Consider the following 14,173-nt stretch of genomic DNA (forward strand, 5'->3'; position numbering starts at 1 on the left):
CAATGACCCGTTTTACCGAATCATGCCCCCTTCCCATCCCTCCTGCATCAGGAATAGGCGCGCTCATTATGTTGACTAAGATCCAACCCCATTTCCTCGTCTTGGGCGGAGACTCTCAGCCCTACCGTCACATCCACGATTTTAAGAATGAGATAGGTTCCGATGACAGAAAAGGTCAAGGTTACCAAAGCCAATACGACTTGTATACCGAACTGTCCGGCGTTCCCGAAAAACAAACCCTGGGCCCCGATTGAGGCAAACAACCCTGTCGCTAAGATGCCCATAAATCCGCCTACGCCATGAATACCCACAACATCAAGCGAATCATCATAGCCAAACCGCATTTTCCAGACGACCGCACCATAACAGACGGTGCCTGCAACCAACCCAATCAAGAGGGCTGACATCGGCCCGATAAATCCTGCAGCCGGAGTTACCGTGGCCAAACCCGCGACCACGCCACTGGCGACCCCTAACACGGTCGGCTTACCCCTGTGTACCCATTCAGCCACCATCCAGCTTATTCCCCCTGCCGACGCGGCCGTGTGCGTGGCAAGAAACGCGGCCGCGGCCACACCGTTGGCTCCTAACGCACTCCCCGCGTTAAAGCCGAACCACCCGAACCAGAGAAGTCCTGCTCCCAGAATGGTCATCGGCAAATCATGTGGGGGCATCGGATCTGCCCCAAACCCCTTGCGCTTCCCAAGCATCACCGCACAGACCAACGCCCCGAACCCTGACGAGATGTGGACGACTGCACCCCCGGCAAAATCCAAGGCTCCAAGCTTGGCTAACCACCCTCCACCCCACACCCAATGCGCCAACGGGGTATAAATCAGGAGAGACCATAAAACGGCAAACAATAATAAGGCTTTAAATTTCATTCGCTCGGCCACACTGCCGGTAATCAGCGCCACGGTGATGGCGGCAAACATGAGCTGGAAGAGCATAAAGACTTGATGAGGCACCGTCGATGCATAGGTCGGACTCGGTTCCAACCCCACACCCTGAAGACCAATCCATTCGAACCCTCCGATTAGCCCTCCGACATCAGGACCGAAAGCTAAGCTGTATCCACACAGCACCCAAACCAGGCTGATTAAACAAAGAATCACCATCGTATGCATGATGGTCCCGAGCACATTTTTTTTGCGAACCAGTCCGCCGTAAAATAAGGCCAGTCCAGGAAGCGTCATACACAATACCAGCGCCGAAGCCATTAAAAGCCAGGCCGTATCCCCCGTATCAATTTTGGGCAAACCATTTTCCCCTGCCCGGACAACTAATGGCTGGCTCAGACTCACCCATAGCACCAGTCCGGTCAACCTTCCCGGCGTTGAGCGTGGAACGAACAGATTCATTTCCCCTCCTCGAGTAAACAAGTGGTGTGGTAGGGTGGCAATAGTCAGACCGCTCCTTCGCCTGATTCCCCCGTACGAATACGGATGACGCTATGTAACTCGGACACGAAAATCTTTCCATCCCCGATACTGCCGGTTTTGGCTGCACGCATAATGGCTTCCAGCGCCTCTCCCACTCGCTCGTCGGCCAAGGCGATTTCCAGCTTGATCTTTGGGACGAATTCAATCTGATATTCCGTGCCTCGGTAGGTCTCTTTATGTCCTTTTTGACGACCAAATCCCTTCACTTCAGTGACCGTCATGCCCTGAATACCCAACTCGATCAAGGCATCTTTCACTTCATCTAACTTAAAGGGTTTAATAATGGCTTGAATCAGCTTCATAAGAACCATCCTTCCATTGGATTAAGACACCCTGAAAAACCTCTTCAGTCCTCGCGGGCAACCGACCCTTTTGACCGTCCCTTGCTCTCGAAACCTCCACATCTTTTTTGTACGAATTAACCATAGGCCCGTTCCCGGTGTTGGGTCAGATCACATCCAAGCACCTCCTCTTCTCGATTAACGCGTAACCCGATCGTGCCGTCAACGACCTTGAGAATGAGGAAGGTGCCGACAAATGAAAATACCCAGGTTGCGCCCACTCCAATGACCTGAATGCCCACCTGCCCGGGATTTCCAAAAAAGAGTCCGGTGCCGCCACCCATGCTGGCAAATAACCCGGTAGCCACGGCCCCCCAGGTTCCCCCGATTCCATGGATGCCCAGCACGTCCAAGGCATCATCATAGCCCAGTTTATGCTTTAAAAATACACCGAGATAACACACCACGCCTCCTCCAAAGCCAATCACAATTGCCGCGATGGGCCCCACATAGCCGGCGGCTGGGGTGATCGACACCAGTCCCGCCACGGCGCCGCTTGCCGCGCCCAACACGGTCGCCCTTCCTCGATAGAGTCCCTCCACTCCGACCCAGGCTAATGCCCCTGCGGCGGTCGCCACATGAGTGGCCACAAATGCACTCGCCGCAACCCCATTGGCTGCCAGAGCGCTTCCCGCGTTAAAACCGAACCACCCGATCCACAATAAACTGGCCCCGATGACCGTAAACGGGAGGTTATGGGGGCTCATATTCTCGGTACCATATCCGTGGCGTTTGCCTAAGACAAGGGCGCAGGCTAACGCAGCCACACCCGAACTAATATGGACGACGGTCCCACCGGCAAAATCTAAGTCCCCCAACTCAGCCAGCCAGCCCCCTCCCCACACCCAATGAGCCAGAGGCGCATAAATGAACGTGACCCATAACACGGCAAATAAGGCAAAGGCGCTAAATTTCATTCGCTCGGCAATGGCTCCGCTAATGAGCGCGACCGTAATCGCCGCAAACATTAACTGAAACACCATGAAGGCCAAATGGGGAATCGTCGAACCTTCGAGCGGTTCGGGTCCCACCCCCGTCAATCCTAACCACTTGAGTCCACCAATGACCCCTCCCACATCGGGAGCAAAGGCGAGACTATAGCCCCAAAACACCCACACGACACTGACAAGACAGACCGCAATAAAGCTATGCATCATGGTACTTAACACGTTTTTACTGCGAACCATCCCGCCATAAAACAATGCCAATCCCGGAATGATCATGGCCAACACCAACGCCGAGGACATCAACACCCAAGCCGTGTCGCCGGCACTGAGTTGCGACGCGCCTCCATCCCCAGCCCACACCAATGAGCCCAAACCGTTCACTACCAGAACAGACATGAATCCTGAGAATAGGGCTCTACTGGCTTTATGAATGTAGACGTTCATGGTCTTTGCTCCTTCTACCTCTTCTTAAAAGAGGAAAATGGCTTCAACCGCCAGTGTTTGTTGGTTATTGGTCGAATTATTTTTCCCATCTAAAAAGACATTTTGATTTGATTTGTCATAGCGAAATTCCAAGCGCGTGATCAGTGAGGGAGCCGGCTTATATTGAAGCGTCACCGTGTTCTCCCACAGCGTTTGGGCGATAGGAGCTGAAACGGTACAAACATTCGCATTGCCGCCGGATCCGGCCGTCCCTAAACAGCTCTGATCGCCTCCGGCATCTTCCCAAATTTCTCCACGAAAACGGAGGCCCCATTGGTCATTGAAATCATAAATGGCATATCCCGCGACACCATCCCAACGGGCATTTTTCCCCGAGCTGATCGCACTCGCATTTTCCTGATTGGCATAATACCCCTCCACCACAAACCCTAATTGTTCGGTCGCCTGGAAGGTCACATACCCTCCGACAAGAACCCGTTTTCCTGATCCAGATCTCGTATTCGAACTCTCTTTTCCAACAATTCCATACACATTCAATCCAAGTTGTTCAGTGGGATGATAGGACACTAATCCTTCCACAGATTTCGCCGTATTATTATCTTCCGTCAACCCGGTATACGAATTGAGAGCACTCATTGATAATGAAAGCCTCTCGTTGACGGCATAGGCCAGACGAATGCCGGTGATTGTGAAGGGCTGACCCAATCCAAACAACCAGGATCGGGAATAATTATTATTGTAGGGACTTTCAATGACTTCATAGCCGACCAAGGCATTCATTCGTCCAATCCGAATATCCAACCCGTTGCCAAGAGGGGCAACATACTGGACATACATTTCCTGAAAATCCACATCATCCCCGACTCGCCCGCCCGTAAATTGCGCATCCTCACCAACATCTAATTTGATTCGGAATCCGGCACGCTCGACGGGATTAGTTCCGTTAGTCGCTTCCTTCTCAAAGACCAATTGAGCCATATTGGGCCTGAAAGAATTGGCGTCCCCGTCAAAGATGCGCAACTGATTTGCATTGGCCCCCCCATTTTTGGGGTTATTGAAGTTTTGGGTGTAGGACGCTTCCACATACCCATAGAGTTTGAAGTCCTCCTTGGTTAGCACCGCCGCCTCACTCACGCTCAATCCGAAAATAATTGAAAGCAGCGCAAGACCGACGCTTACCAGGCCTCCATGCCTTCGACCCTTAGGTGAGTGGTGAAAGGTGATTCCAACCATTAAATCTCCAAGCATGTAGCCCTCCGTATTTTTGAGGTCGCACTCGCCATAACCCGACCAGAATTTCCCCACGCCGCCTTGCCCCGGTCATGATCAGCCACGCTTCATTGACGAGACTTTTGGCGGTTTTCCTAACTACTGAGAGCGGTCATGGGCTCAAAAGGCAAAAAAAAATCCCCAACCATTTTTTCTTGGCTGAGGACTTCATTGTCCGCGTTCTATTGTATGGAGGCCGCCCATGAGACTTCGTTGTCCCTGACGACGCATTCTGAGTTTTTTACCACCCAAGACACCATGTGTCAAGGGAGAGCTGCTAAAATGAGGGCTGGGTCCGTGAAAAGGAGTCGCTACACAAAAACCCTTTAGCTGTCTTCATTCCTAAATGCTTCCGCCCGGATATGAGAAACATGCCAACGCTCTCCCTTCCGCCCTTGCCAATGCTCCATTCCCTTGAAAGAATAGGCATTCTACTCTGGCCCAGCTCCTTAATTTTCCTGGAGTTGAAACAGGCCTTCACGAACTGACTATTCTCATTCCCTTTAAGGAGGTCATGGATGGAATCTTTTGTTTTTGAAAAACTCACTCCCTTTCTCGCAGCCAAATCGCTCGCCATGATGGAAGTCGGCTTGCGCCTTCTCCTCATCCTGGTGGTTGCCTATGTTGGGATACGTGCCGTTCGGTTTGGCCTGCACCGACTCGAAATCTTTTTACTCACCATAAGGGAAAATGAAGATAGGGACCGCCTGGCCCGTGAAAAACGAGTTAAAACTCTCATCGGGTTGCTTCTGACCATCTGTCTTACATTGGTTTGGGTTGTTACCGTCGTGATGGGGTTGGATCAAATAGGGCTGGATATCACACCCATTATCGCCAGTGCCGGCATCGTGGGACTGGCCGTCGGCTTTGGAGCACAAAATCTGGTTCGGGATGTGATTAACGGATTTTTTATTATTTTAGAAAACCAGGTTCGGATCGGGGATGTGGCCGTGGTCAATGGAACCGGTGGCTTAGTCGAAGCCATCAGTTTTAGAACCATTACCCTACGCGATCAGGCAGGAACGGTCCACATTTTTCCGAATGGCACCGTCACAACCCTTTCCAATATGACGAAAGATTGGTCTGCCTATGTCATGAATATCGGCGTGGCCTATAAAGAGGACACGGACCGCGTGACAGAAATCATGCGAGAGGTCGGAAAAGCCTTGCAACAAGATGAGCTATTAGGCAGAAAAATCCTGGAACCTATTGAAATAATGGGCGTAGATGCCTTTGGGGAATCGGAAGTCGTCATCAAAGCTCGAATCAAAACCATTCCCATCGAGCAATGGGGAGTCGGGCGGGAATACCGGCGACGTCTGAAAAAAGCCTTTGACCAGAATGGAATTGAAATTCCCTTTCCCCATCGAACACTCTATATGGGAGAGGCCAGCCCGCCATTTCTCGTCAAAAGAACCTTGTCTCAGACAGAGACACCAACCCCTTGATCAAGGCAGGAGGAGATCTCGACTATGTACTATCCGGCCGGGAGAATGGGGTGTTCTCAGCGGGAAAGGCTTTCCAATACCCTCGGGCCAGCAGGCCCCATCCCACAATAAAACACAGACCTCCAAATGGCGTGACGATCCCCAATCCACGCACACCCGAAATGGACATGACATACAGGCTTCCTGAAAACAACACAACGCCCAGGAAGAAAGCCCAACCGGCCCATTTAAACTGGCGAAGGGGAACATATGCCAGACTCAATCCGGCACTGATCATGCCCAAGGCATGGATCAAATGATACCGCACCCCGGTTTCAAAGGCCGCCAACATCTGTTCCGAAAGAAATGACTTGAGTCCATGCGCGCCAAAAGCGCCAATGGCGACACCAAAGAGAGCCATCAGCGCCCCACTCATCAGTATTGGCCGTGCCATAACATTCATCCTCTTGTAGTGGAAGAAAATATCATTAATTGAGAAACTATGGCGAACTGGTTGTCGGATATATTCGTCCCCAGTGAATTTTTTGCCAGACTCGCTCATGAACCCAATATAAAAATATTTTCGTGACCAATTCCGTCAGTCCAACGGAAGCGGCAAGAAGGAGTTCACCAGAAAAAATAAACACCAGGAGCGTGGTATCCAACGTACCGACTGCCCGCCAACTTATACCTTTCACCACACTACGCCAATGAGTTTCCATAGGTTCCTCTTATCGTTGACCTTGCCGCATGACGACAGCAAAAAAAGACTGACTAAGATTAACTATCCGACGATTTTTTTTTCTTCTCTGTTGCACTTTGCCCTAGTTGTGTTTTCAGATTGAGAAGTGCCGCTCCCTGCTGGGGAAATACAAAATCTTCTAACGTGTAATGATCAAGGACCGAGGCAATCGCGTTCCGCACATCCAGCATGATGCGCTGAATTGGACACGTCGTTGTTCCCGCATGAGGACAATCCCGGCATTTCTGATATGCCGTCTGACTCACACAGGCAATCGGTGCCAGCGGGCCATCCAGAAGGCGAATAACCTGCCCCAATGTCACTTCCCGTGGCGACTTAATTAAAAATACTCCGCCATGGGCCCCCCGACGACTCCCGATGAGCCCGGCATTCTTTAACGACAACAAAATCATTTCCAGAAAACCCAATGGAATATTCTGCCGCTCCGCCAGGGATTTCCGTTGCACGAGTCCCTGGCCGAATTCCTGAGTCAGCTCAATCATGGCCCGCAAAGCATACTCGCTTTTTTTAGAAAATCGCATAATACTACATAAAGTTAACTAATATTATGCACATTTACCATAAGATTGTTGCTCGTTTCTAGCCCAACAAAGCCGTGCATGAGTCAAGCGTGCGTTCAAGGCCTCGCAGGAGAGATCTGGCATTGATGATCGTTTAACGGCTCAAGGTCCCGCCCAGGGGATTGATATCCACGTGGGCCATAACAGGATGAATGAGGATTTGATCAACCTTCCGGTTCCCTGACCGGTGATCTCCCAGGATTTTCTCAGCTATCTTTGGGGAGCCATTGACGCCATGAGATTGCCATTCGTTGAAGGATTCTTATCCAAACGTTGAAAGTCGAAGGAGTGCACGACGAGTAAAATAAAAAGGCACCGATTGAGAGTTTTCCTTAAAATCCGAAGTGGGCACGGCTGGCTACTAACGGGTGCAGACATCCATTTTGTCACCACTCTTCAATCCTCCTTCCGGCCACCATCATCCTTTTGTTTTCAAAAAGTGTTTAGTAATCCGTCTGGGTTGATTCTGTATCGGTCCTCTCTCTGACATGCGGATTATTGAACAGGATTGACTGATCAACTTAAGACCCTAGCCAGCCATGTTCACAGGACACCACTTCCGGTTATGACGCATTTTTTGCGCACCGGAAGCCAACGTTATCATGTCGTTGAGCGGGATCCAGACCGTAACGATTCGTGGTCCGAATATCCACAGCCTTATTTGACCAGGACCCGCCACGAATAGCTTTCAGTTCTCCTACTGGAGGTCCTTCAGGATTTCTGTCAGGACTTCGTTGATAATAAGATGTGTCATACCAATCAGCTGTCCACTCCCAGACATTGCCGGCCATATCGTCCAGCCCGTAGGGACTTCGGCCTTCAGCTTTTTCACCAACCGATGTTAAGACAGAATAGGCTTGATGTTCGCAGCACTTGTCAAAATTGGCCAGGATTTGCATCGGATTCTGTTCACCCCAGGGATAGAGGCGCTCATCGGTCCCGCGGGCAGCCTTTTCCCACTCGGCTTCGGTGGGCAATCGTTTGCCCACGGACTCACAATATGCTGTAGCTTCATCCCAATTCGCTCTTACAGCAGGATGTTGAGAGACCTCATTTAAATTGAGACCAATCCAATATCCTGGTGGTTCGGCTCCGGATTTTTTAATGAAATCCGCATATTGGGAGACGGTAACTTCATGTTGGTCGATATAAAAGTTATCCAGAAAAACCTGATGCGCCGGGCGCTCATTTCTAAAATCTTTACTTCCCATGGTGAAATGACCTTCTGGAATGATCACCATCGGTGCCCCATCCCCACCAAGAATTTTCGGAGCAAAGGCTTGCGGTGCACCAAAAGCGGGCGCTTTAGCAATCAGCTCTGGTCCAGTTGTTTCTTCAAGTCTATCTGATTTTTCATGGGCCACTTGTTCTTGCAAAGCTTGAAGTTCTGCCTGTAATTGAGCCAGTTTCCGATCCGAAGCAGGAATACCCTTGGGATCAGATATTTCTTGGGTCAATGACGTCGCTGGTCCTCCAGGAGCAAAGGCGAGAGGAAGCGCATTATCATAGCGGCCTTCAATAGAAGGGTTTTGAAAACCCTCAGTACTCGTTTTCACCGTACGATAGGTAAAGTCGAAGAGTTCACGAATTTCGATGAGGCCATTGCGATTGAAATCGGCCCCTCCACGTAATCCCGTGATCAATCCGCAGGTAAATGCTCCATGTCCTCCACAAAATTTTTCGCCTTCTTGCGACCGCTCGGCTGCACTGGAAGAGGAGAAAACGGCCACTCCTGTCTGTGCCTTACCCATTGAGGTCAAAAGGCGGTTAACATCTGCAGCATTCGCGGCGCGCATGGCAACCAGTGAACTGGAGGTGCCAAACGCGCCCGTATGACATGCATCTAAAAACAGCACTATTTTACGAGCCTTACTTTTGCTGATTTGTCGCAGCAGGTCGTGCCGACTAATCCCGTCGTCTTCCGGAAAATTGGGATCAGCTTCATGGGTGAGAAAGAATAGGTCTTCTCCGCTGGGATCGAGTAACCCGTGCATGGCAAGGGAGAGGATGACCAAATCTTCCGGCTGAGCAAGACGAAGAACCTCTCCAAGTGCCCGCAAAATCTTCCCGCGTTGAGCCTCTTGATTGGTCAGAACATGAAAGTGGTCAGGATGAATACTGTCATGAAAATGCTCGGTAAAGAACTGATGGAGGGCTTTGGCATCATTGTCCGCATAGGCAAGATTCAGGGTCGTATTTTTATATTCGGAGACCCCAATAAATACTCCCCAAACGCTTCCAATCCCTTCCCCAGTATCCGGCGATACCAGAATTCCACGGGAAGTGGCAAAGACGGGAGTCTCATATCCCCCGGCAAGCAGTACCATAAAGAAGGCAATGAGACAGAAGAATTTTTCCAACACCCAAGGGATCATGGTTGGCCGTGATTCAAAAATTCCTGCCATCTCGCCACCCCGATTCGAGGCTATGGCATCGAACCCCCACCGGAACTCTGTCGTTCTTTGACCAAATCATTTGCTATTTCTTCAGCCATTTCAAGCAACAACTCATCAACGGATGGAGCAAGCAGTCCCCGTGTCCCAGACTTTTCCGAATACAACTGCGTCCAGATTATTTGCCCGGTTTCCGTACTGACAAGTTTCAACGACATAGAAATTTCTGTCGCCGTCGCTAAGGGATAATGAGGGGCGCCTTCGACAAATCGTGTCACACGACCCTTGAGCAGCGCATCGGCATTGATGAAATTTCCTTTTTGCAAAAGGGTTTTTTCATCGAGAAGCGTAGCGTCTAAATTATGTTCGGCAAGCACGGCTTGAATTTGTGTACGATCGACGACATAATCAAACACTTCTTTGTTGGCAATGACCATGGCCAGAAGATCTGAGGCGGCACCGGCCTCGCCAACCCCATCAAAGGGCAGAATCGCGATTGACGATACCTTCGAAAGCGGATAGGCCGGATTGGTAAAAGACTTTTTGACCGTTCCTCCACAGGCAATCAGTCCGAATAGACACCAACAAAGACCAATGGCTCGCACCCCGTATTCCATGTCGATCCCTTCACCTCAGAGATTTATTGAACGTCTGGTTGTCATGACGAATTCATGCTGGACACGATTGTAGGCATTAGGTTTTCTGATGTACAGGTTTATAAGAATTTTCTCGGAATCTTGTCTGCGTCATCTCTTTGTTTGAATAGGAAAAGTCTAACCCTGGCGATTCCCGCTCAAAGCGTGAAACAATTATCTGAACCAACACGACGATATTTCCTGGTTTGTCGAATCAGACAGTCGATCGGTTCAAGGGTCCGTGTAGGCTCACCTAAGCTGCTCTATCAACTGGTCTTCCCCAGATTTTGCGGACACATTTAAAAAGAACCACAATAGGCTAGGAGTTGTGTCATGGCACAACAGCGGAGGGGGGTTTTTCAACGAATTTAAACAGGAGGCGGTTCAGATGGTCAGGGGAGCTGATCTGTCCATCAGCCAAGTCGCGAAGGATTTAGGACTTCATACGAATGTGTTAAGTCGATGGTGCCGAGAGCAGGAACGGGATGGGGAAAAGGCGTTTAGAGGACTGGGGGTTCCACGGGATGAAGAGGTGGCCTGACTGAGACGGGAGTTGGCTCGCGTGAAGCGAGAACGGGATTTTTTAAAAGACACGGCGGTCTTCTTTGGCAGGGATACGCCGCGAGGTATGCCATGATGGCACGTTGTGGCAGGGGCTTTCCGATCCGAATTGATGTGTCGGCTGCTCCAGGTCTCCCCCAGTGGGTACTATGCCAGCCAGCACCGCCCCTGAGTCCTCGAGCGCGGGAGAATGCCCAGCTGATCCAGGAGATTCGACGAATCCATGCAGAAAGTGCCTGGGTCTATGGGAGTCCTAAACTCTGGCAGGAATGACAAGGGCGGGGGTATAGCTGTGGCCAACATCGTGTGGCTCAATTCATGAAACAGGAAGGGCTACAGGGATTCCATCGAGAAAACGCTGGCGACGGGATAGATCTGGTACCCGCACTCACGAGGTGACGAATCAACTGACCCGAGACTTTGGAGCAGAGACGCCTATACCAAATGGGTGAAGGACATTACCTATATCCGGACCGCAGAGGGCTGGTTGTACCTGGCGGTCGTGCTTGATGTGTTTACCCGACAAGTCATTGGCTGGTCCATGCAACCCCGGCTCGGCCGTGAGGTCGTCCCCCAAGCCGTCCTCATAGCGGTGTGGCAACGAACGAGTTCAGAAACCCTGAGCCTGCACTCTGATCGAATGACACAATATACGGCACAGAAGTTTCAAGCGTTCCTGAAAACACAGGGCATTGTGAGTACTACGAGTGGCGTGGGGAATTGTTATGACAATGCGGTGGCCGAAAGTTTCTTTGGACTCCTGAAACGGGAACGGGTCCATCGGCGGCATTATCGGACTCGGGCAGAAGCGCGCACCGATATCTTTCACTATATTGAACGGTTTTATAATCGGCAGCGCCGGCATTCCTATTCCAAGGGATTGGCGCCGGGGGTATATGCTCAACAGATTTCAGAAACTCTTAACTAACCTGTCCACAAAACTGGGGGAAGACCACTCGTTTAGAAGTCGACCAACGATTCGATATGGCCGTGACCACCATCTACAAAATGGTCCATCAGCGGCGGATTCCCTATGTAAAAATCGGCAGGGCCTTAACGTTTAACCTGGATCAGGTAGAGCGATGGATTCAAGAACAAACGGTGATGCCGATGACCAGGAGGTAGTTAGGAAGAAACGGAATTGGGGGAAGGATGATGGCTGATCGCTTCAGGAATGGACGAATGAATAGAAATGAGTTCTGTCAAATGGAGAGATTCCATCGTATTGCGGACCATGGGGGACGGAGCCACGACACTGAGACGCACCTGATTGATATGCAAAGCGTGGTACCACGTAAAAAGGTTGCCCACTCCGCCGAGGTCCATGGTGGCCACTTTGGAAAGATTGAGGATGACGTGGCGACAGGTTCCTTGCTGGGCCTCCTCAATAAATTTTTCAAGCCTCAGGGTTTGAAGGGCATCCAGATGTCCGGAAAGGGTCAATACTCTGGTGGTTGGATGATTAGAGCTGTCGAAGTCCTGCATAAGAGGTTTATCGGCAGGACAGAGGAGAGAGTAAAGGGCCCCGCTCAAAGAGCGGGGCTTCCACGTTCATTTTAGTGACCAACAGAAAGAGACCGCGCTCGGCAAACATTTTGACGGGCTTTTCTCGTGGCTCTACCTTTTTGATCGCGATATTGATGAGGTACATTTTGGGATACCTCCTTTCTGTGGAAGGTCAGTTGCCCCCAGATACCCCCGGCTGTCAATGGATTTGCTCAACTGTTATCGGACAATAGACAACAAAAAAGCCGCTTATGTAGCGGCTTTCGGTTTCATCATTATATTGTATCGGATGTCGTTGGTTTATGATTTGGTGGAGGGCACGGGAGTTGAACCCGCGACCCCTACGTTGCGAACGTAGTGCTCTCCCAACTGAGCTAGCCCCCCACACCTGAGATTCGTGCTCTGTGAAGCGTTGGAAAGAAGAAAGCCTTATGAATTGAAAAGTACCAAAGGATTATAACTAACTGTTCGTCGGGTTGCCATCGCTGACCTATTTTTTTTGTACTCCTCCTGATCCGCTCATCCTCTCTTCAATCAATTCGTTCTGAGAAAGAATGTGAACCTGACGCCCTTCCGGATTCAATCGTTGTTCTGCCATCAATTGAAGAGCCTGAGGATAGGATTCGTGCTCTTTTTCCAAAATGCGAGCGGATAAGGATTCGACCGTATCCCCCTCAAGAATGGGCACAGCGGCTTGCACAATAATGGGTCCTTCATCGACCCCTTCCGTCACCAGATGCACCGTGCAACCGCTGACTTTCGTGCCCCACTCCAAGGCTTGACGTTGGGCCTCAAGTCCGGGAAAGGCCGGCAGAAGCGAGGGATGGATATTAAAGATCTTCGATGGGTACATTCGAATTAAGGCGGGGGTCACAATCCGCATATATCCCGCCAGGGCCACATATTCCACTCCATGTTGCTGAAGAAGGGCACCCATCGCCAGATCATAGGCTTCACGGGGATTGGCTTCCTGGGCAAAAGTTTTGGGATCCTGATAGACCGTGGGAATGCCTCGTTCCTTCGCTCGCTCCAGACCCACGGCATTGAGCTTGTTACTGGCGACGACCTTGACTGTGGCATCCAGTGAACCACGATCAATGGCATCCAGAATGGCCACCAGATTTGATCCGCGGCCGGAGATTAAGACCCCAAGTGCAAGCGACACGATTTCAACCTCCTAATGCGAATAGGAAAGCTTTGGCTCAGAAGACGGGCGCTCTCGAACGTCTCCAATCACCCACCCGGTCATCCCCTGTTCCTGAATAATATCCAATATCCGGCTGGTTTCTTCAGGGGGCCCCACCACGACCAGACCAATGCCCATGTTAAACACCCGAAACATTTCGTCTTGATCAATGGCTCCTGCTTCTTGAAGAACAGTGAACAAGGAGAGCGGCGTCCACGTGCCTCGATCGATGACCGCTTGGCAAGACTCGGGAATAACGCGTGGCACGTTCCCGGTCATTCCCCCACCGGTAATATGCGCCAGACCGTGCAATCGGCTCTTTGACAATAAGGCCTTGACCAGTTTCACGTAGATAATGGTCGGCTTGAGTAACGCCTCCCCGACTGTGCCCGATAACCCGGGTACCCGGGTCTCAGGAGACCACTCCTTCAGCTCAAGAGCGACTTTCCGCGCCAGGGAGTAGCCATTACTATGAAGCCCGCTCGACCCGACGCCAATCAACACATCCCCATTTTGAATTTTTTCCGGGCCCAACATCTCGGACCGTTCCACCACCCCTACGGCAAAACCCGCAAGATCGTATTCACCCTGCGGGTAACAGGAAGGCATTTCCGCCGTTTCTCCACCGATCAAGGCACAACCGGCTTGCCGGCATCCCTCGGCAATTCCCTGAATAATCGCTTCTCCGACTTCCACCTC

16 protein-coding genes and 1 tRNA gene are annotated in these 14,173 nt (G+C 51.0%); 4 read left to right on the forward strand and 13 right to left on the reverse strand.

Annotation, left to right across the window (positions count from 1 at the left end):
- Window positions 1-47 precede the first annotated feature (47 nt).
- From AAH187_RS09050 to AAH187_RS09065, 4 genes are all read right to left on the reverse strand, one after another.
- Window positions 48-1,361, reverse strand: coding sequence for an ammonium transporter (locus tag AAH187_RS09050; RefSeq protein ID WP_342348128.1), 1,314 nt, complete (start codon window positions 1,359-1,361; stop codon window positions 48-50).
- A gap of 44 nt (window positions 1,362-1,405) precedes the next feature.
- Entirely contained in the window at window positions 1,406-1,744 is a 339-nt protein-coding gene (locus AAH187_RS09055) for a P-II family nitrogen regulator (RefSeq protein ID WP_312641712.1), read from the reverse strand.
- A gap of 116 nt (window positions 1,745-1,860) precedes the next feature.
- Window positions 1,861-3,174 (reverse strand): ammonium transporter, encoded by a 1,314-nt coding sequence (locus tag AAH187_RS09060; RefSeq protein ID WP_342348129.1) that lies wholly within the window; start codon window positions 3,172-3,174, stop codon window positions 1,861-1,863.
- A gap of 24 nt (window positions 3,175-3,198) precedes the next feature.
- The gene (locus tag AAH187_RS09065; RefSeq protein WP_342348130.1) at window positions 3,199-4,422 is read right to left on the reverse strand and encodes a porin; all 1,224 of its coding nucleotides are present in this window, start codon (window positions 4,420-4,422) and stop codon (window positions 3,199-3,201) included.
- A gap of 539 nt (window positions 4,423-4,961) precedes the next feature.
- On the opposite strand from AAH187_RS09065, the gene AAH187_RS09070 reads away from it, so the two are divergent.
- Complete coding sequence (locus tag AAH187_RS09070; protein WP_342348131.1) at window positions 4,962-5,891, forward strand: mechanosensitive ion channel family protein; 930 nt, start codon at window positions 4,962-4,964, stop codon at window positions 5,889-5,891.
- A gap of 22 nt (window positions 5,892-5,913) precedes the next feature.
- Here AAH187_RS09070 and AAH187_RS09075 read toward each other — a convergent pair whose 3' ends face one another.
- The 5 genes from AAH187_RS09075 to AAH187_RS09095 all read right to left on the reverse strand — a co-directional run bounded on the left by AAH187_RS09075 (window position 5,914) and on the right by AAH187_RS09095 (window position 10,203).
- Window positions 5,914-6,324, reverse strand: coding sequence for a DUF423 domain-containing protein (locus AAH187_RS09075; protein ID WP_342348132.1), 411 nt, complete (start codon window positions 6,322-6,324; stop codon window positions 5,914-5,916).
- A 46-nt stretch (window positions 6,325-6,370) separates the two neighbouring features.
- On the reverse strand, window positions 6,371-6,592 hold the full coding sequence (locus AAH187_RS09080; RefSeq protein WP_342348133.1) for a DUF2061 domain-containing protein: 222 nt from the start codon (window positions 6,590-6,592) through the stop codon (window positions 6,371-6,373).
- A gap of 58 nt (window positions 6,593-6,650) precedes the next feature.
- Window positions 6,651-7,154: an Rrf2 family transcriptional regulator gene (locus tag AAH187_RS09085; RefSeq protein ID WP_342348134.1), complete on the reverse strand. Its 504-nt coding sequence runs from the start codon at window positions 7,152-7,154 to the stop codon at window positions 6,651-6,653.
- A 602-nt stretch (window positions 7,155-7,756) separates the two neighbouring features.
- Window positions 7,757-9,598, reverse strand: coding sequence for an SUMF1/EgtB/PvdO family nonheme iron enzyme (locus AAH187_RS09090; RefSeq protein WP_342348135.1), 1,842 nt, complete (start codon window positions 9,596-9,598; stop codon window positions 7,757-7,759).
- Between the two features lie 20 nt (window positions 9,599-9,618).
- Complete coding sequence (locus AAH187_RS09095) at window positions 9,619-10,203, reverse strand: CsgG/HfaB family protein (protein ID WP_342348136.1); 585 nt, start codon at window positions 10,201-10,203, stop codon at window positions 9,619-9,621.
- Window positions 10,204-10,549: 346 nt separating this feature from the next.
- Between AAH187_RS09095 and AAH187_RS09100 the strand changes: the two genes are divergently transcribed.
- The 3 genes from AAH187_RS09100 to AAH187_RS09110 all read left to right on the forward strand — a co-directional run bounded on the left by AAH187_RS09100 (window position 10,550) and on the right by AAH187_RS09110 (window position 11,907).
- Entirely contained in the window at window positions 10,550-10,762 is a 213-nt protein-coding gene (locus tag AAH187_RS09100) for a transposase (RefSeq protein WP_342348137.1), read from the forward strand.
- Between the two features lie 468 nt (window positions 10,763-11,230).
- Window positions 11,231-11,710 (forward strand): IS3 family transposase, encoded by a 480-nt coding sequence (locus tag AAH187_RS09105; RefSeq protein ID WP_342348138.1) that lies wholly within the window; start codon window positions 11,231-11,233, stop codon window positions 11,708-11,710.
- A gap of 56 nt (window positions 11,711-11,766) precedes the next feature.
- Window positions 11,767-11,907: a helix-turn-helix domain-containing protein gene (locus tag AAH187_RS09110; protein ID WP_342348139.1), complete on the forward strand. Its 141-nt coding sequence runs from the start codon at window positions 11,767-11,769 to the stop codon at window positions 11,905-11,907.
- Here AAH187_RS09110 and AAH187_RS09115 read toward each other — a convergent pair whose 3' ends face one another.
- The 4 genes from AAH187_RS09115 to purM all read right to left on the reverse strand — a co-directional run.
- Window positions 11,908-12,315: an STAS domain-containing protein gene (locus AAH187_RS09115; RefSeq protein WP_342348140.1), complete on the reverse strand. Its 408-nt coding sequence runs from the start codon at window positions 12,313-12,315 to the stop codon at window positions 11,908-11,910.
- 281 nt (window positions 12,316-12,596) lie between these two features.
- A tRNA-Ala gene (locus AAH187_RS09120) sits at window positions 12,597-12,672 on the reverse strand.
- Window positions 12,673-12,778: 106 nt separating this feature from the next.
- A complete protein-coding gene (purN, locus tag AAH187_RS09125) occupies window positions 12,779-13,453 on the reverse strand; it encodes a phosphoribosylglycinamide formyltransferase (RefSeq protein WP_342348141.1) in 675 nt (224 codons plus the stop codon).
- A gap of 12 nt (window positions 13,454-13,465) precedes the next feature.
- A partial coding sequence (gene purM / locus AAH187_RS09130; protein WP_342348142.1) for a phosphoribosylformylglycinamidine cyclo-ligase occupies window positions 13,466-14,173 on the reverse strand: 708 nt, incomplete at its 5' end.

The organism is uncultured Nitrospira sp. (assembly GCA_902500695.1).
Classification (GTDB): domain Bacteria; phylum Nitrospirota; class Nitrospiria; order Nitrospirales; family UBA8639; genus Nitrospira_E.

Bases quoted from the DNA above. Each gene is read 5' to 3' on its own strand.
- AAH187_RS09050 (WP_342348128.1), bottom strand. From the start codon at position 1,361: ATGAATCTGTTCGTTCCACGCTCAACGCCGGGAAGGTTGACCGGACTG.
- AAH187_RS09055 (WP_312641712.1), bottom strand. From the start codon at position 1,744: ATGAAGCTGATTCAAGCCATTATTAAACCCTTTAAGTTAGATGAAGTG.
- AAH187_RS09060 (WP_342348129.1), bottom strand. From the start codon at position 3,174: ATGAACGTCTACATTCATAAAGCCAGTAGAGCCCTATTCTCAGGATTC.
- AAH187_RS09065 (WP_342348130.1), bottom strand. From the start codon at position 4,422: ATGCTTGGAGATTTAATGGTTGGAATCACCTTTCACCACTCACCTAAG.
- AAH187_RS09070 (WP_342348131.1), top strand. From the start codon at position 4,962: ATGGAATCTTTTGTTTTTGAAAAACTCACTCCCTTTCTCGCAGCCAAA.
- AAH187_RS09075 (WP_342348132.1), bottom strand. From the start codon at position 6,324: ATGGCACGGCCAATACTGATGAGTGGGGCGCTGATGGCTCTCTTTGGT.
- AAH187_RS09080 (WP_342348133.1), bottom strand. From the start codon at position 6,592: ATGGAAACTCATTGGCGTAGTGTGGTGAAAGGTATAAGTTGGCGGGCA.
- AAH187_RS09085 (WP_342348134.1), bottom strand. From the start codon at position 7,154: ATGCGATTTTCTAAAAAAAGCGAGTATGCTTTGCGGGCCATGATTGAG.
- AAH187_RS09090 (WP_342348135.1), bottom strand. From the start codon at position 9,598: ATGGCAGGAATTTTTGAATCACGGCCAACCATGATCCCTTGGGTGTTG.
- AAH187_RS09095 (WP_342348136.1), bottom strand. From the start codon at position 10,203: ATGGAATACGGGGTGCGAGCCATTGGTCTTTGTTGGTGTCTATTCGGA.
- AAH187_RS09110 (WP_342348139.1), top strand. From the start codon at position 11,767: ATGGCCGTGACCACCATCTACAAAATGGTCCATCAGCGGCGGATTCCC.